The sequence below is a fragment of the Amycolatopsis sp. NPDC051371 genome (assembly GCF_040682155.1).
Classification (GTDB): domain Bacteria; phylum Actinomycetota; class Actinomycetes; order Mycobacteriales; family Pseudonocardiaceae; genus Amycolatopsis.
The window spans coordinates 96,613-112,546 of sequence record NZ_JBFBAG010000006.1 but is presented as its reverse complement, the minus strand read 5'-3'; the positions used below and the strand labels follow the sequence as shown (position 1 = coordinate 112,546).

The 15,934-nt window shown below is 71.1% G+C and carries 19 protein-coding genes and 1 pseudogene; 9 read left to right on the top strand and 11 right to left on the bottom strand.

Going from position 1 to position 15,934, the window contains the following annotated elements; all coding sequences use genetic code 11:
• Positions 1-2: 2 nt before the first annotated feature.
• The gene (locus tag AB0M59_RS10260) at positions 3-176 is read right to left on the bottom strand and encodes a hypothetical protein (RefSeq protein ID WP_364611783.1); all 174 of its coding nucleotides are present in this window, start codon (positions 174-176) and stop codon (positions 3-5) included.
• A gap of 50 nt (positions 177-226) precedes the next feature.
• Between AB0M59_RS10260 and AB0M59_RS10255 the strand changes: the two are divergent.
• Both AB0M59_RS10255 and AB0M59_RS10250 read left to right on the top strand, forming a co-directional pair.
• Positions 227-295: pseudogene (locus tag AB0M59_RS10255) on the top strand (AsnC family protein); the annotation flags it as partial.
• Between the two features lie 203 nt (positions 296-498).
• Positions 499-1,203 carry an Lrp/AsnC family transcriptional regulator gene (locus AB0M59_RS10250; protein ID WP_364611780.1) on the top strand — a complete coding sequence of 235 codons (705 nt, stop codon included), beginning with the start codon at positions 499-501 and terminating at the stop codon, positions 1,201-1,203.
• Here AB0M59_RS10250 and AB0M59_RS10245 read toward each other — a convergent pair.
• Genes AB0M59_RS10245 through AB0M59_RS10235 form a run of 3 tightly spaced genes read right to left on the bottom strand, consistent with a single transcriptional unit; the run spans position 1,178 to position 2,216 of the window.
• Positions 1,178-1,546, bottom strand: coding sequence for a barstar family protein (locus tag AB0M59_RS10245; protein ID WP_364611777.1), 369 nt, complete (start codon positions 1,544-1,546; stop codon positions 1,178-1,180). The two genes, AB0M59_RS10250 and AB0M59_RS10245, sit on opposite strands and share 26 nt — an antisense overlap.
• Complete coding sequence (locus AB0M59_RS10240; RefSeq protein WP_364611774.1) at positions 1,543-2,001, bottom strand: ribonuclease domain-containing protein; 459 nt, start codon at positions 1,999-2,001, stop codon at positions 1,543-1,545. The genes AB0M59_RS10245 and AB0M59_RS10240 overlap by 4 nt, the downstream gene beginning before the upstream one ends.
• 11 nt (positions 2,002-2,012) lie before the next feature.
• Positions 2,013-2,216, bottom strand: coding sequence for a hypothetical protein (locus AB0M59_RS10235; RefSeq protein ID WP_364611771.1), 204 nt, complete (start codon positions 2,214-2,216; stop codon positions 2,013-2,015).
• A gap of 59 nt (positions 2,217-2,275) precedes the next feature.
• Here AB0M59_RS10235 and AB0M59_RS10230 point away from each other — a divergent pair, with 59 nt between their 5' ends.
• From AB0M59_RS10230 to AB0M59_RS10220, 3 genes are all read left to right on the top strand, one after another.
• Complete coding sequence (locus tag AB0M59_RS10230; RefSeq protein WP_364611768.1) at positions 2,276-3,241, top strand: zinc-binding dehydrogenase; 966 nt, start codon at positions 2,276-2,278, stop codon at positions 3,239-3,241.
• Positions 3,242-3,378: 137 nt separating this feature from the next.
• Entirely contained in the window at positions 3,379-4,410 is a 1,032-nt protein-coding gene (locus AB0M59_RS10225) for an alpha/beta hydrolase (protein ID WP_364611765.1), read from the top strand.
• A 92-nt stretch (positions 4,411-4,502) separates the two neighbouring features.
• On the top strand, positions 4,503-5,963 hold the full coding sequence (locus tag AB0M59_RS10220) for an amino acid permease (RefSeq protein WP_364611762.1): 1,461 nt from the start codon (positions 4,503-4,505) through the stop codon (positions 5,961-5,963).
• Here the strand turns inward: AB0M59_RS10220 and AB0M59_RS10215 are convergent.
• The 3 genes from AB0M59_RS10215 to AB0M59_RS10205 all read right to left on the bottom strand — a co-directional run bounded on the left by AB0M59_RS10215 (position 5,960) and on the right by AB0M59_RS10205 (position 7,958).
• Positions 5,960-7,009, bottom strand: a complete 1,050-nt coding sequence (locus tag AB0M59_RS10215; RefSeq protein WP_364611759.1) for a nitronate monooxygenase — start codon at positions 7,007-7,009, stop codon at positions 5,960-5,962. The genes AB0M59_RS10220 and AB0M59_RS10215 overlap by 4 nt on opposite strands.
• A gap of 19 nt (positions 7,010-7,028) precedes the next feature.
• Complete coding sequence (locus AB0M59_RS10210; protein ID WP_364611756.1) at positions 7,029-7,385, bottom strand: nuclear transport factor 2 family protein; 357 nt, start codon at positions 7,383-7,385, stop codon at positions 7,029-7,031.
• A gap of 63 nt (positions 7,386-7,448) precedes the next feature.
• The gene (locus AB0M59_RS10205; protein ID WP_364611753.1) at positions 7,449-7,958 is read right to left on the bottom strand and encodes a MarR family winged helix-turn-helix transcriptional regulator; all 510 of its coding nucleotides are present in this window, start codon (positions 7,956-7,958) and stop codon (positions 7,449-7,451) included.
• Between the two features lie 106 nt (positions 7,959-8,064).
• On the opposite strand from AB0M59_RS10205, the gene AB0M59_RS10200 reads away from it, so the two are divergent.
• Positions 8,065-9,837 (top strand): family 20 glycosylhydrolase, encoded by a 1,773-nt coding sequence (locus tag AB0M59_RS10200; protein WP_364611750.1) that lies wholly within the window; start codon positions 8,065-8,067, stop codon positions 9,835-9,837.
• Position 9,838: 1 nt separating this feature from the next.
• Here the strand turns inward: AB0M59_RS10200 and AB0M59_RS10195 are convergent, their stop codons facing one another.
• The gene (locus AB0M59_RS10195; RefSeq protein ID WP_364611747.1) at positions 9,839-10,609 is read right to left on the bottom strand and encodes a maleylpyruvate isomerase family mycothiol-dependent enzyme; all 771 of its coding nucleotides are present in this window, start codon (positions 10,607-10,609) and stop codon (positions 9,839-9,841) included.
• Positions 10,610-10,744: 135 nt separating this feature from the next.
• Between AB0M59_RS10195 and AB0M59_RS10190 the strand changes: the two genes are divergently transcribed.
• Together AB0M59_RS10190 and AB0M59_RS10185 are read left to right on the top strand one after the other, a co-directional pair.
• Positions 10,745-11,191, top strand: coding sequence for a pyridoxamine 5'-phosphate oxidase family protein (locus AB0M59_RS10190; protein ID WP_364611744.1), 447 nt, complete (start codon positions 10,745-10,747; stop codon positions 11,189-11,191).
• A gap of 26 nt (positions 11,192-11,217) precedes the next feature.
• Positions 11,218-11,793, top strand: a complete 576-nt coding sequence (locus AB0M59_RS10185; protein WP_364611741.1) for a PH domain-containing protein — start codon at positions 11,218-11,220, stop codon at positions 11,791-11,793.
• Between the two features lie 86 nt (positions 11,794-11,879).
• Here the strand turns inward: AB0M59_RS10185 and lepA are convergent, their stop codons facing one another.
• Positions 11,880-13,730, bottom strand: a complete 1,851-nt coding sequence (gene lepA / locus AB0M59_RS10180) for a translation elongation factor 4 (protein ID WP_364611738.1) — start codon at positions 13,728-13,730, stop codon at positions 11,880-11,882.
• Positions 13,731-13,845: 115 nt separating this feature from the next.
• Between lepA and AB0M59_RS10175 the strand changes: the two genes are divergently transcribed.
• The gene (locus tag AB0M59_RS10175; protein ID WP_364611735.1) at positions 13,846-14,466 is read left to right on the top strand and encodes a class I SAM-dependent methyltransferase; all 621 of its coding nucleotides are present in this window, start codon (positions 13,846-13,848) and stop codon (positions 14,464-14,466) included.
• Here the strand turns inward: AB0M59_RS10175 and AB0M59_RS10170 are convergent.
• Together AB0M59_RS10170 and AB0M59_RS10165 are read right to left on the bottom strand one after the other, a co-directional pair.
• Positions 14,463-14,837, bottom strand: coding sequence for a VOC family protein (locus tag AB0M59_RS10170; protein WP_364611732.1), 375 nt, complete (start codon positions 14,835-14,837; stop codon positions 14,463-14,465). The two genes, AB0M59_RS10175 and AB0M59_RS10170, sit on opposite strands and share 4 nt — an antisense overlap.
• Positions 14,838-14,860: 23 nt before the next feature.
• Positions 14,861-15,724 carry a DMT family transporter gene (locus tag AB0M59_RS10165; protein WP_364611729.1) on the bottom strand — a complete coding sequence of 288 codons (864 nt, stop codon included), beginning with the start codon at positions 15,722-15,724 and terminating at the stop codon, positions 14,861-14,863.
• Between the last annotated feature and the right edge of the window lie 210 nt (positions 15,725-15,934).

The following is a 15,934-nucleotide window of genomic DNA, read 5'->3' as shown; positions in this document are numbered from 1 at the left end:
AGCTACTCCACCGACGCCGAAAGCTCGGCGCCGATGCTCGGCAAGGCCACCGTCACGACGGTGGTGTCCAGCAAGAACAGGAACGAGCCCGCACAGACCGCGATCAACGGCCACCACTTGCGCATCGAATCTCCCTTCGGATGCCCGAAGAGTGCGGTCACCGCGTCGATCACCACCAAGCAAGTCGACAAAGCTGCCGGATACCGTCATCGACTAGCGTCAGCGCATGGAAACCGTCACGCTCGACGCTCTCGACCGCGGCCTGGTCCACGCCCTGCAGCTCGACGGCCGCGCACCGATGCGCACCCTCGGGCAGGTGCTCGGCGTCTCGGAAACACCGTCGCCCGGCGTTACCAGCGGCTGCGCACCGCCGGCGTCCTGCGCGTCACCGGTGCGGTCAGCGGCGGCGAAGTCGGCTACACGAGCTGGACCCTGCGCCTGCGCACGACGCCGGACGCCGGGGCCGCCGTCGCGGACGCGCTGGCCGACCGCTCCGACGTGTCCTGGGTGCACCTGCTCTCCGGCGGCACCGAAATCTCCTGCACCGTGCACGCGCCCGGGTCGGCCGGCCGGGACGATCTCCTGCTGCGCAAGTTGCCCCGGGCGAGCCGCGTCACCGCCGTCTCGGCTCACGAGCTGCTGCACACGTTCGCGCTACCGGACGGCTGGGGCGGCCTGCATTGCCTGTCCCCCGAACAGATCGAGCGGCTGCGCCCTCCGCCTGCGGAGGGCGCCGGCGTCCCGCCGGAGCCGGAAGACCAGGCGCTGCTCGACGCGCTCGCCCACGACGGGCGCGCGAGCTACACCGCGCTCGCGGCGGCGACCGGCTGGTCCGATTCGACCGTGCGGCGCCGGATGGACGTGCTGCGGCGCCACGGCACGCTGACCTACCACCTCGACGTCTCCCCGGCCGAGCTCGGATTCCACTCCGAAACGCGGCTGTGGCTGACGGTGTCGCCGGCGCACCTGGCCGAGGCGGGCGAGGCGCTGGCGAGCCACCCGGAGACGTCGTTCGCCGTCGCCACGACCGGCACCACGAACCTCACGGCGATGGTGAACTGCCGCGACGGGCGCGACTTCTACCGCTACCTCACCGGCCGCGTCGCCGGGATCCCCGGCGTGCAGACGCTCGAGAGCGCGCCGGTGATCCGCACGGTCAAGCGCGCGGGGACGCCGCTCAGGCGTCCGGCAGCACGACCGTGAGCCGCCACGAACCGGCGCTGCGCCCGCTCGGCCCGAGCGCGCGCTGCGCGTCGGAGAGCACGCTGCGGATCGCCAGGTACGTCTTGGGTTCGGTCTTGCGCAGCGCGTCCGAGCCCGGCCAGATCAGCACGTGCTCCCCCGGCGGCAGCCAGGACAGGTCGGTCAGGCAGTCGTACAGCGCGTCGAGGTTGTGGCCGAAGTAGTCCGGAAAGGACAGTGCGGCGGCGAACGCGCTCAGCGTGCTGGCCTTGTCCACGGTGGGCCGCGAATTCACCAAGTGCGGGTACGCGCCCCTCGCGAAGGCCTCTTCCGCGGCGGCCTTCGCCTGCTCCGAGGCGCTCATCGGGCCGGGTCCACGACGACGAACGACGCGTAGTGGTCGCCGGTGTAGTACAGCTCGTGCGCCTGTCCCGTGATCAGCCGCCGCGCGCCACGATCGGCGCTGCCCGGCGTCTTCACGGTGTACTCGTGGTAATAGCCGGACTTCTTGCCGGGCAACCGTTTCTCGCGGTTCTCGAACACGACGTCGTCGTTGCGCGGGTACGGGTACGGGCCGCCCTTTTCGATCAGCTTCCACGTGTCGCCGGCCTGCGACGGCAACGTCGACAGGGCCTTGAGCGGCAGCCCGGAGTCCGTGCCCGGCACCGCCGCGGAGCCCTTCGGGGGCGCGCTCGGCGAGCTGCTCGAGGCGGGGGACGCGGGCGAGTCGCCGCCGACGGCGTCCTTGACCAGCCAGCCCCCCAGCACCAGCACGAGGAGACCGATCAGCGCGGCGGTGATCCGCCTTCGGTTGAACATGGTGCGCCAGCCTAGGACGGGGTGTCGGTGCGGTCGTCGTCACGCCCCGGAGCGAGCCAGTGGGCGAAGAGCCCGACGAGCTTGTCGAGCACCCACGCGGCGGCCAGGCACAGCGGCACGACGACCACCATGACCAGCACGAACTGGACCGGGAACCAGGCCTGGGCGAGCCACAGCTCGACCCCGTCCCACCAGTCGGCAAGCCCGTTGAACACGGTGTGAGCCTACGCGCGCTCTGCTGCCACCGCGTGTCAGGGGCGGTAGGTTGCAGGACATGTTCGCCGTGTACGCGCAGGAACCCAACGCCGACAGCCCCCTGGACTCGCTCGTCGTGGGCGAGCGACCCGAGCCCGACGTGCCGGACGGCTGGGTCCGCGTGCACGTCAAGGCGGCCAGCCTCAACATGCACGACCTCTGGACGCTGCGCGGGGTCGGCATCAAGCCCGAGCAGTTCCCGATGATCCTCGGCTGCGACGGCGCGGGAACCCTCGACGACGGCTCCGAGGTCGTGCTCCACTCGGTGATCAACGCACCGGGCTGGCAGGGCGACGACACCCTCGACCCGAAGCGGACGCTGCTCACCGAGAAGCACCAGGGCACCTTCGCCGACCAGGTCGTCGTGCCGGCCCGCAACGTCGTCCCGAAGCCCGCCGCGCTCAGCTTCGCCGAGGCCGCGGTCATGGGCACGGCCTGGCTGACCGCCTACCGGATGCTCTTCGTGAAGTCGGGGCTGCGGCCGGGCCAGACGATGCTCGTGCAGGGCGCCTCCGGCGGCGTCTCGACGGCGCTGGTGCAGCTCGGCCGCGCGGCCGGGTTCCGGGTCTGGGTGACCGGCCGCAGCGAGGAGAAGCGCGCGCTGGCCTCGAGCCTCGGCGCGCACCAGACGTTCGAGTCGGGCGCACGGCTGCCCGAGCGCGTCGACGCCGTCTTCGAGACCGTCGGCAAGGCGACCTGGTCGCACTCGGTCAAATCGCTCAAGCCGGGCGGGATCATCGTGGTCTCCGGCTCGACCAGCGGCCCGGACGCGGGCGCGGAGCTGCAGCGCGTCTTCTTCCTCCAGCTGCGCGTCGCCGGATCGACCATGGGCACCCGCGACGAGCTCTCGGACCTGCTCGCCTACCTCGACCTGACCGGGGTGCGGCCGCAGATCGGCGCCGAACTGCCCTTCACCGAGGCCCCTAAGGGGTTCCAGGCGATGCTCGACGGCGACACCGCCGGCAAGATCGTCTTCACCCGCTAGACCCGCGCTGAGCTGGGCGGATCCCTTCGTTCCGCCCAGCTCGACACTAGGTGAATCTCTAACGTACTCAGTTCGAGATCTGGTCGTTAGCACCTGAATTCGACCAAAACCCAATGGTCGCAAGCTAATCTGTAGTCATGACCGCGACGAAGCGGCCCGACTCGGCTGGACCGGGCGGCCGGTCCAGCAGCGACCCGGACCCGATCCGGGTCTCCTTCCGGCGCTACGCCGGTGTCCGCACCCGTGTCCTCGAGGTCGGCGACCTCGCCGGAGACCCCGAGCTCCCCCGCCGCTCACTGCGACGCCGCGCGGCCACGCCGCACGTCCGGCCGAGCGCACCTCGGCTGGTGCTGCTGCACGGCTACTGCGACAGCGCCGACACGTGGCGCCCCGCTTTGGAACAGCTCGCGGCCGCCGGGATCCCGGCGGTCGCGGTCGATCTGCCCGGGTTCGGCGACGCGCAGCCGCTGCGCCCCGGCCCGATGCTTCCGCAGCTCGACGCGTTCACCACCGCCGTCGTCCGCGAGCAGGCCGTGCTCGGCTCGGTCGTGCTGGCCGGCAACTCCCTCGGCGGCACCATGAGCCTGCGCGCGGCCCAGAACAGCCGCCTGCCGATCTCCGGCGTCGTGTCGATCGCCGCACCCGGGTTCGTCGACTCGTGGCTGATCCGGACCGTCGCGCGCTATCCGTTCCCGCTGCGGCTCTACTCGGCGCTGCCGGTCCCGGTGCCGGGCTTCCTGGTGCGCAAGGTCGCCGAGCAGCTCGTCCCGCGGCTGCTTTACGCCAACTCCACCGCGGCCGACGCGATGCAGGTCCAGCGCTTCACCGCGCTCTTCCCGGACTACCGCGCGACCAAGAGCCGGCTGGAGCAGGCCCGGCAGCTCGTGGCCGAGCTCGCCGACGCCTACCGGCTCGAGTCGGTGAAGGTGCCGCTGCTGGTCGTCGCGTGCGGCAAGGACAAGCTCGTCACCGCCGCGTCCGGGCGGCAGCTGCACACGCTGGTGCCACACAGCCGCCTGCTGGTCCGCGAAGACTGGGGGCACTGCCCGCAGCTGGACGACCCGGTGGAAGTCGCGGAACTGCTCACCTACTTCGCGGCGAGCGCGGTCCGGACCACTCAGGCCAAGCGCGCGGTCGAAGCTGTGGACGAAGACACCGCGGCGGGCTGAGCGGCTCACGCTGTCTTCACGCGGAGTTGGCGGTAAGTTCCGGCGTTGGGTCCGTGATCCGGGCCTTCCACCGCGACGTTCGGGAGACGATGATGTCCGCTCCAGGAGGCTTGGGTTCCAGCTCCGGCATCTTCCGGCGCAAGCCGATCGACCAGATCCAGGACACTTCGGAAAGCGGCGGCCTCAACCGCACCCTGGGGCTGTGGCAGCTGACCGCCATCGGCATCGGCGGCATCATCGGCGCGGGGATCTTCGCCCTCGCCGGCAGTGTCGCGCACGGCGACGACTCGGCGGGCATCCCCGGCGTCGGCCCCGCCGTGCTGATCTCGTTCCTCATCGCCGGCGTCGCGAGCGCCGCGGCCGCGTTCTCCTACGCCGAGTTCGCCGGCCTGATCCCGAAGGCCGGTTCGGCCTACACGTACGGGTACGCGGTGCTCGGCGAGGTCGTCGGCTGGTTCATCGGCTGGGACCTGCTGCTGGAGTACACCGCGATCGTGTCGGTGGTCGCGATCGGCATCTCCGGCTACTTCAGCTTCCTGCTCGGCCAGCTCGGCCTCGACCTGCCCGCCTGGATGCTCGGCGCGCCCGGCACCGGCCCGGGCCACAAGGTCGACCTGTTCGCCGCGTTGCTGTGCCTGCTGATCGCGTACCTGCTCAACCGAGGAATCCGCGCCGCCGCCCGGTTCGAGACGGCGATGGTCGGGATCAAGGTCCTGATCGTGCTGGTGGTCATCCTGGTCGGCTTCTTCTACGTCAAGACCGGCAACTACACGCCGTTCGCCCCGGCCGGCTTCGGCGGCGCGGTGACCGGCGCGGCGACAGTCTTCTTCGCCGTCTTCGGTTATGACGCCATGAGCACCGCCGCGGAGGAGTCCAAGGACGCGCAGCGGCACATGCCGAAGGCCATCCTCTACTCGCTGGCCATTTCGATGGTGCTGTACGTGCTGGCCTGCCTGGTGCTGACCGGCATGCAGAAGTACACCGAGATCGACCCGAAGAGCGGCTTCTCGACGGCGTTCAAGTCGGTCGGCCTTTCCGGGCTGGCCACGGTGATCGCGATCGGCGCCATCGTCGGCATCCTCACCGTGCTGTTCACGTTCCTGATGGGCGCCACCCGCATCGGCTACTCGATGAGCCGCGACGGCCTGCTCCCGTCGTGGTTCGGCAAGACGAACGCGAAGCGCCAGGTGCCGAGCCGGATGACGTGGATCCTCGGCGGCGCGTCCGCGATCATCGCCGGGCTGCTGCCGATCGGCGAGGCCGCGGAGCTGACGAACATCGGCATCCTGCTCGCGTTCGTCGTGGTCTGCGTCGCGGTGATCGTGCTGCGCTACAAGCGGCCCGAGCTGTCGCGGACGTTCAAGACGCCGGGCATGCCGGTGGTGCCCGCGATCGGCGTCGTGTTCTCGATCTGGCTGATCACGTTCCTGCAGCCGGCGACCTGGCTGCGGTTCGCCGTCTGGTTCGTCATCGGCCTCGTCATCTACTTCCTCTACAGCCGGCGGCACTCGCTCCTGAACCGCGCCCCCGGTGAAGTGCAGAAGACGGACTAGCGGATCCGGTCGAGGCGGGCGGCGGCGTCGCGCGCCTCGACCTTAAGCCGTTCGAGGATGACGGCGGCCGACGCGTCGTAGGCGAGCGGGTAGGTCTGGCCGGCCCACAGCGAAATCGCTTCCGGGTCGCCGGCCTTCGCCGCCGCCTTGCGCACCGGCCCGGCGAGGCTGTTCAGCTGCGGGTAGGCCGCGGGCGCGCCCTCGGACAGCGCGTCCATGAACTTGTTGACCAGCCCGCGCGCCGGACGGCCGCTGAAGGCCCGCGTGAAGGCCGTCTCGCGCTCGGCCAGCGCCAGGGCCTTGCGGTGGGCCTCGGACGTCCCGGCTTCGTCGGCGCGCAGGAAGACCGTGCCCAGCTGGGCGGCGATGGCTCCCGCGGCGAGCACGGCGGCGACGTCCGCGCCGTGCACCAGGCCCCCGGCGGCGATCAGCGGCAGGTCGACGCGGGCGGCGACGAGTCGCAGCAGTGCGAGGACGCCGTATTCGGCGCCGCCGCCGGGCCGGCCCGCGTCGTCGGTGAACAGGCTCCGGTGCCCGCCCGCTTCGAAGCCCTGCAGGACGAGCGCGTCGGCACCGAGATCGGCGGCCCGCTGCGCGGCTTCGGGCGTGGTCACGGTGACGACGACCGAGCTGCCGCCCTCCTTGAGGCGCAGGACGTCCGACGGCGAGAGCGGCCCGAAGGTGAACGACACGACCGGGACCCGCTTATCGAGCACGATGTCCAGCTTCGCGGGGTACGCGTCGTCGTCCCACTTCGGCTCGCCGAGTTCGACGTCGTACTCACGCGCGAAGGCCTGCAGGCGCTCGCGGTGCGCGGAGACGTCGGCGCCGGTGTCGGGCTGCGGGACGAAGAGGTTGACGCCGAACTCGCGGCCGGTCAGCTCCCGCGTGCGGTCGATCTGCGCCGCGAGCGCAGCGGGCGTGAGCATGCCGGCCGAGAGGAAGCCGAACCCGCCCGCCTCGGTGACCGCGGCGACCAGCTCGGGGGTGGTCGGGCCGCCCGCCATCGGGGCGGCGATGACCGGGAACGTCAGCTCGTCGAACATGCTCCCGAGCGTAATCGCCTCAGTCCGGCAACAGCATGGTGTAGAGCTTCTTGATGCGCCCGTCCTCGACGAGGGCGACGTCGATCCCCCGCGCAACCGGCGGTGCGCCCTCCGGGCCGAAAGCCCAGGCCAGGTGGCCCAGGTCGTGGTTGATCAGCACCGGACCGGCCGCGGTGAACACGAACCCCGGCGACTGTTCCAGCAGCCCCTTGGCCTTGGCGTCCAGGTCGTCGTGCCCGGTCACGACGCCTTCGGGATCGGCGAACGTCACGTCGGTGGCGTAAGTCGCGGCCACCGCGGCCCGGCGCCGTTCGTCGTCGCGTTCGTTGAAGACCCGGAGCAGGTTGGCCTCCATCAGCTCGGCCACCGTCGCCATCGCGCACCCCTCTTCTCCCGTCGGACCGGCCGCCATATTACGTGAAACATCACGTAAGTGGGATCACGGGTGGTCGACCGGCCGGGGCAGGGTGCCGTGCTCGACCAGCGCGTCGTAGACCCGCTCGAGCGAGGTCGTCAGCCCCGCCACCTCGCCGGGCTCGAGCGCGTCCAGGAAAGCCTTGCGCACGAACTCGACGTGGTCCGGAGCGGCTCGGCGCAGTGTCTCCCAGCCGGCCTCGGACAAGGCCACGTCGACGGCTCGGCGATCCTCGGGGTTGGCACCGGTCTCCACCAGCCCGCGTGCGCGCATCCGTTTCAGGTGGTGCGAAAGCCGGCTGCGCTCCCAGCCGATGCGGATCGCGAGATCGGTGACCCGCATCCGGCCGCCGGGCTCGCTCGTCAGGGCGACCAGCACGTGGTAGTCGGCGAGCGAGATCCCGCTGTCCGCCCGCAGCTGCCGGTTCAGCTCGTACTCGAGGCGGAGGTGCACCTTCATGTAGGCATACCAGGCGGCCGTCTCGGCGCCCGAAAGCAGAGCGAACGGCGACCCCGGCGCAAAATCCCGCGTCACGACGCGAGCTTAACCACCCGACTTGGTCTAGACCACGACTCGGGGAAATGCGACGATCCGGGCAGGTGCGACGGCGATGTCGCGCCCTTCCCGCCAGGAGGACCCGGTGAAGACTCCCTTCGCGCGGCGGCTCGGCCGCGCGCTCGCCGTGCTGGCGCTGATCGGCGCCAGTACGACCGCCGCCCAGCTGACGCCGGCCTCGGCGGCCACGCCGGCGCTGCAGTCGATCGTGCCCGTGCCGGCTTCGGTGACCGCGGCGGCCGGCGTCACCTTCCCGCTGGTCTCGACCACGAAGATCGTCACCGAAGCCGGCTCGGCGCCGGCCAAGCAGGTCGGCGACTACCTGGCCGGTGTGCTGCGGCCGTCGACCGGCTTCGCGCTGCCGGTGTCCGACGCCCCGGCGTCCGTGCCGTCCGACAGCATCGCGCTGCTGCTGAGCGGCGCGCCCGCTTCCGTCGGCGCTCAGGGCTACCAGCTCGTGTCGACGGCGTCCTCGGTCACCGTGCGCGCCCAGACGGCCGACGGGCTCTTCGCCGGTGTCCAGACGCTGCGGCAGATGCTGCCGGGCCGGGTCGAAAGCCCGACGGCCCAAGCCGGCCCGTGGAGCGTCCCGGGCGCGACGGTCGTGGACTACCCGCGCTTCGGCTACCGCGGTGCGATGCTCGACGTCGCGCGGCACTTCCACCCGGTGTCGACGGTCAAGCGGTACCTCGACGAGCTCGCCCAGTACAAGATCAACAATCTCCACCTGCACCTGGCCGACGACCAGGGCTGGCGCATCCAGATCGACAGCTGGCCCCGCCTGACGACGTACGGCGGCAGCACGCAGGTCGGCGGCGGCGCGGGCGGCTACTACACGAAGGCGCAGTACACGGACATCGTGAACTACGCGGCCTCACGCCACATCACGGTCATCCCGGAGATCGACATGCCGGGGCACGTGAACGCGGCGCTGGCGTCGTACGCGGAGCTGAACTGCAACGGGGTGGCGCCGGCACTGCGCACCGACACCGCGGTCGGGTACAGCTCGCTGTGCATCTCGAAGGACATCACGTACACGTTCATCGCGGACGTCCTGCGTGAGCTGGCGGCTTTGACGCCGGGCCAGTACATCCACATCGGCGGCGACGAAGCCTCTTCGACGTCGGCGGCGGACTACGTGACGTTCGTGAACAAGGTGCTCCCCCTGGTGGCGGCGACGGGCAAGTCGGTGGTGGGCTGGCACGACATCGCGAAGGCATCCCTGCCCGCTTCGGCGTCCCCGCAGTTCTGGGGGACGTCCACGTCGGACGCGGGCGTGTCGACGGCGGTTTCGCGCGGCAGCAAGGTGATCCTGTCGCCGGCGAACAAGGCGTACCTGGACATGAAGTACAACAGCTCGAGCCCGATCGGCCTGTCGTGGGCGGGGTACATCGAGGTCCAGGACGCGTACGGCTGGAACCCGGGTGCGTACCTGTCGGGGGTGGGCGAGTCCGCGGTCCGCGGCGTGGAGTCGCCGCTGTGGGCGGAAACGGTCGTGACCCCCTCGGACATCGACTACTTGGCGTTCCCGCGGCTGGCGGCGCACGCCGAGCTGGGCTGGTCCCCCTGGTCGACCCACGACTGGACGGCGTTCCGCACCCGGCTGGGTGCGCAAGCCCCGCGCTGGGTGGCGCAGGGGATCACCTTCTACCGGTCGTCGCAGGTTTCCTGGGACACGGGAGGGACGACGAACCCGGGTACCTGCGCGGATCCGGCGTGGAGCGCTTCGCAGGTGTACACGGGCGGGAACGTGGTGTCGCACAACGGCCACAAGTGGAAGGCGGGCTGGTGGACGCAGGGCGAGGAGCCGGGAACGACGGGCCAGTGGGGAGTGTGGACCGACAACGGCGCCTGCTGACCTACCGCTCAGGGTCCCAGTCCACGAGCTGGTCGAAGAGCCGCCGGTCGCCGTCGAGTTCGAGGAAGTCCAACGGGATGCGGCCGTACAGAGCGAGGAGCAGTTCGCCGGCCGTGCCCCGGGCGGAGGCGGTGGCCGCGTCCTCTTCGGGCGCGGTCAGGCGGGCGGCCCCGGCGCCGTCGGCCGACAGCCAGTTGCGCCAAGAGCGGCCCTCGGTGGCGTGGTAGTCGGCGGCGGCGGGCTCGTGTGGCCAGGCGACCGTTGTCGTGCAGAAGGTGAGCAGGAACTCCTCGACGCCGTCGAGGGCCACCTCGTCCGGTACCGGCTGCGGCGCGTTGGCGGTGACCTGGGCGTCATAGGTGTGCACGGCGATCTCGTGGAGCTGACGCCGGGCGACGGCACCGCAGGTCAGCGGCGTCTGCGACTTGCCCCACCACGCCCAGCACCCGCGATCGGGACCGGCCTCCCGCAGCGCGTCCAGCAGCTCCCGCGTCGCCGCCGCCGACCAGGCCAGCAAGGCTTCGCGCTCTTGGGGCGGGGCCGGGGCGTCCTGCGGGGCGGCCTTGGCCGTCGCGTCCGGCCCGGCGGCGATGGTGGCCGCCCAGGCGCGGCGCCCCTCGCCCAGATGCCGCACCAGGTCGGCCAGCGTCCACTCGGGACACGTCGGCACCCGCACGTCGAGGCCGGGTGCGGCGGCGACCGCGGCACGGAAGGCGGCCGAGCGCTCGTCGATCAGACGCAGCAGGTCGGCGAAGTCCAGGGTGTTGTGCACTCGGGCTGTCTATCACCGTGCTGCGGCGACCGGACAGCGATTTTCCCGGCCGGCGGGCTGTGCGGACGGTCAGCACCGCACTGCACCCGGTGAAACCGGACCACCCGCTCGGCCCGGCGGGTTAGGTTTGGGGGCATGAGCGTTGATCTCGAGCAGGTTCGCACGCTGTCGCTGCGGGAAAACGGCCTGGCCACCGTCGCCACGACGCGCGGCGACGGCACCGTTCACTCCTCCGTCGTCAACGCCGGCGTCTTCGACGACCCGGTGACCGGCGCGCCCGGCGTCGCGTACGTCGCCGTCGGGCGGGCGCACAAGCTCGCGCTGCTGCGGCGGGCCGGGCACGCCACCGTGACCTTCCGGCGCGGCTGGAACTGGGTCTCCGTCACCGGCGGCACCCATCTCGTCGGGCCGGACGACCCCGACCCCGCCTTCGACCCCGCGGGCCTGCCGAAGCTCCTGCGCGACGTCTTCGTCGCCGCCACCGGCACCCACGACGACTGGGACGAGTACGACCGCGTGATGGCCGAGGAGCGGCGGGTCGCGGTGTTCGTGACAGCCGACCGGATCATCGGCAACCCCTGACCCGCCCGGCCCCAGGAGTCGACCCGTTGTCCGAGTCCCCACCCCGCGTCACCACGCCGGTCAAGGTGCTGATCGGCGTGCTGCTGGTCGCCGACGTCGGCTTCGGCGCGGCGCTCCTCGCCGGCGTGGTCCGCGACCTCTCGCCGTGGCTGATCGGCGGCGCCTACGCGGCGACCGTGCTCCTCGCCATCGTGGCCTTCCGCCTCTCGCGCGCCCGCATGCTCAAGCGCGGCTTCGAGGGCCTCCGCGACCTCACCGTCGGCGACGACGGCCTCCGCATCCCCGCGGGCACCCTCAGCACGCGGCTGGTCCCGTGGTCGCAGATCGCCGACGTGTCGACCCGCCGTTCGGCCCGCTTCGGCGACGGCTTCCTGCGCGACGCCCTCTGGGTCGACCTGGTCACCGGCGAAGGCGTCGAGAGCTCGGTGCAGCGGTACGCACCCCGCGGCCGGCTCGCGCCCGCGCCCCCGCAGCGACGGCAGTTCGACCAGACGGCGATCCTCGACCCGGCCCTGTTCGACGCGGTGGTCGACCGGTTGCGGAAGGAGCTGCGAAACCGGCAGCTGCACGCCCAGCTGCGCGGGACACCCCGCATCCGCTGACCGCGATCAGCCCGGCAACTCCCGCGGCACGATCCGCACGGGGAAGGGGCCGCGGGGAGCCCGCGACCGCCGTTCACTCGAAAGCGTTACTTCTTGTTCTTGCCCGAGTCCTCAGTGGACAGTGCGGCGACGAAGGCCTCCTGCGGGACCTCGACCCGGCCCACGGTCTTCATCCGCTTCTTGCCTTCCTTCTGCTTCTCGAGCAGCTTGCGCTTCCGCGAAATGTCACCGCCGTAACACTTGGCCAGAACGTCCTTGCGGATCGCGCGGATCGTTTCGCGGGCGATGATCCGGGCGCCGATGGCCGCCTGGATGGGCACCTCGAAGTTCTGCCGCGGGATCAGCTCGCGAAGCCGGTTCACCATGCGGTTGCCGTAGGTGTAGGCGTCGTCCTTGTGCACGATCGCGGAGAACGCGTCCACGCCCTCGCCCTGCAGCAGGATGTCCACCTTGACCAGATCCGCCGACTGCGTGCCGGCCTCTTCGTAGTCCAGCGACGCGTAGCCGCGCGTACGCGACTTCAGCGTGTCGAAGAAGTCGAAGATGATCTCGCCCAGCGGCATGTTGTACCGCAGCTCGACCCGGTCCTCGGACAGGTAGTCCATGCCGAGCAGCTGACCGCGCTTGTTCTGGCACAGCTCCATGATCGTGCCGATGAACTCCGACGGCGCCAGGATGCTGACCTTGCTGACCGGCTCCAGGACCTTGTCGATCTTGCTGCCGGTCGGCCAGTCCGAGGGGTTGGTGACGTGGATTTCCTTGCCGTCGTCCAGCACGACGTCGTACACCACGTTGGGCGCCGTCGAGATCAGGTCGAGGCCGAACTCGCGCTCGAGCCGGTCGCGCGTGATCTCCAGGTGCAGCAGGCCGAGGAAGCCGCAGCGGAAGCCGAAGCCCAGCGCCACCGACGTCTCCGGCTCGTAGTCGAGCGCGGCGTCGTTGAGCTGGAGCTTGTCCAGCGCCTCGCGCAGCTCGGGGTAGTCGGAGCCGTCCACCGGATACAGTCCGGAGTAGACCATCGGCTTCGGCTCGCGGTAGCCCGCCAGCGCCTCCTTGGCGCCGTGGCGCTCGGACGTCACGGTGTCGCCGACCTTGGACTGCCGGACGTCCTTCACGCCGGTGATCAGGTAGCCGACCTCGCCGACGCCGAGTCCCTTGCTGGCCTTGGGTTCCGGCGAGATGATGCCGACTTCCAGGAGCTCGTGGGTGGCGCCGGTGGACATCATCTTGATGCGCTCGCGCGGGGTGATCTTGCCGTCGACCACCCGGATGTAGGTGACCACGCCGCGGTAGGTGTCGTACACCGAGTCGAAGATCATCGCGCGGGCCGGCGCGTCGGCGTCACCCTGCGGCGCCGGGACCGACTTCACGACCTCGTCGAGCAGCGCGCCGACGCCCATCCCGGTCTTGGCCGAGACCCGCAGGACGTCGTCGGGCTCGCAGCCGATGATGTGGGCCAGCTCACCCGCGTACTTGTCGGGGTCGGCCGAGGGCAGGTCGATCTTGTTGAGCACCGGGATGATCTGGAGGTTGTTCTCCAGCGCGAGGTAGAGGTTGGCCAGCGTCTGCGCCTCGATCCCCTGCGCGGCGTCGACCAGCAGGACGGCGCCCTCACACGCCTCGAGGGCCCGGGAGACCTCGTAGGTGAAGTCGACGTGGCCGGGGGTGTCGATCATGTGCAGGACGTGGTCCTGGCCGTCGACCTGCCAGGGCAGGCGGACGTTCTGGGCCTTGATCGTGATCCCGCGCTCGCGCTCGATGTCCATCCGGTCGAGGTACTGCGCGCGCATGGCCCGCTCTTCCACGACGCCGGTGAGCTGCAGCATGCGATCGGCCAGGGTGGACTTGCCGTGGTCGATGTGGGCGATGATGCAGAAGTTCCGGATGAGCTCCGGAGGCGTGAAGGTGGTGTCGGCGAACTTGTTGAGCGCTGTCACTCGAATGAGTCCTCGGAAAGTCGGGGATGGCCACCTCTATGCTCCCATGTCCCTCCGGGTGCCAGTGGGGGTCATCCCCGATGCGGCCTCCCGTGATCCGTGGTGCCCTCGAAGTATGAGCACATCGCACCAGCCGGCACCCCCTCCCCAGCCGGATCCAGGCGGCCTCGGCCGCGTCCTCGACCGTGCCTTCGGTCACCCTTCGGGAGCGCTCGGCCGCCTCGGCGGCTGGGTGATGGCGCGGGGCAACGCCGCCACCGAGCAACGCATCGTCGACCTGGCCCGGATCGAACCGGACGAGACCGTCCTGGTCGTCGGTCCCGGCCCCGGCGTCGGCCTGGACGCCGCCGCGCGGCTGGCCGGGCGCGCCATCGGCGTCGACCCCTCCCCCGACATGCTCGGGCTCTGCCACGAGCGCTGCGGCGACCGCGCCGAGCTGCGCGAGGGGTCGGCGGCGCGCACCGGCGAGCCCGACGGGTCCGTCGACGTCGTGCTGACCGTCAACAACGTCATGCTCTGGGACGACCGCGCGGCCGGGTTCGCCGAGCTGGCCCGGGTGCTGCGCCCCGGCGGGCGGCTGCTGCTGTCCGCGCACGAGAAGTGGCTGCCCGTGAGCAGGCACGTCTTGGCCGACGAAGCCGCCGAAGCGGGCTTCGCCGACCTGCAGACGTGGACCTGGGACCCGCCCGGCTTCGCCGCGCTGGCCGCGCAGCTGCGCGCCGTCAAGCCCGCCTAGCGGGTGTCCGTGCGGATCGGGTGGCCCTCGGGCACCTCGACCAGCACGATCCGCGTGCCGTCCGGATCGGCGATCCAGGCCTCGTCGAGGCCCCAGGGCTCGCGCTGGGCGTCCCGCACCGGCTCGAGGCCCTTCGCCTTCAGGTCGGCCATGGTGCCGGCCAGGTCCCGGACCTGCAGCCAGAGCACCAGATCGGGTGACGAGCCCGTCTCGCCCCGGCCGGAGACCTCCAGGGAGCCGTGGCCGAGGAAGAACACCGTGCCGCCGGGGAACTCACGCTCCACGGCCAGGCCGAGGGTGTCGCGGTAGAACGCCAGGGACGCGTCGGCGTCGCGCGGGCGGATCAGCAGCCTGCTCTTCAGGACTTCCATCCGACCATCCCTACCGGACGCGCTCAGGCGGCCGCAATCGCGGCGATGCCGGACAGCACGATCACCGAGCCGGCGAGCCGCCGGACGGCGTTGCTTTCGCCCAGCACCAGCCAGGCGGCGAGGCCGCCGAGCACGATGCTCAGCTCCCGGGCGGGCGCGACCAGGCTGACCGGCGCCATCGTGAGGGCGAACAGCACGAGGATGTACGCGATCGGCGAAAGCACCGCGACGACCAGCACCTCACGGCGTTGCTCGCGCCAGATCCGCGTCACCTCGGCGCGGCCGGCCAGTGCGCCGGGCAGCAGCAGCACGCTCTGCAGGACCGAGCCGAGCCCGAAGTAGACGACCGGAGGCACGCCGAGGGCGGTCACCGAGTGCGCGTCCCAGAGGGTGTAGCCGGCGATGACGGCGCCGGTCAGGAGGCCGTAGAAGATCCCCGCCTTGACCGCCCGCGGGTCGCCTCCCTGGCGGCCGGTGCTGATCACCAGCACGCCGGCGACGACCAGGAACGCGCCGAGCAGGCCGAGCGGGCCAGGGCGTTCGCCGAGCACCAGGACGGCGGCGAGCACCGACAGCAGCGGCCCGGTGCCCCGCGCGACCGGGTAGACGACGGAGAGGTCGCCCACGCGGTACCCGCGCTGCAGCACGATGCCGTAGGCGATGTGCAGCACCGACGTGACCACCGCGGCCACCAGCCAGCTCCACTGTGGACGTTGCGGCTCGACGACCAGCAGCACGACCGTCACCGGCAGGAGGACGACCGCGGAAGCGGTGTAGTAGAGCCAGACGAACTGGGTGCCGCCGGAGGAGATCCGCTTGGCGGCCAGGTTCCACGCGGCGTGCACGACGGCCGCGATGAGGACGAAGGACAGAGCAGTGGTGTTCACGGGACCCCTTACGGGTTTTCGCGCGCGCGAAAACCGGGTCCTCCAGGCTTTTGCCCCGTCAGATGAACGACCGGCCGTCCGGGCCCGCCGATGGTGCCGCTCGGACCAGGCCCACCGGTCCTGGTTGTGTGGTGCGGAGCGCGCGGACCGGCGACGGAACCCTAGGCACTACCGCGGCCCACCGTACTCCTGGTGATCGGCCCGGCGCAG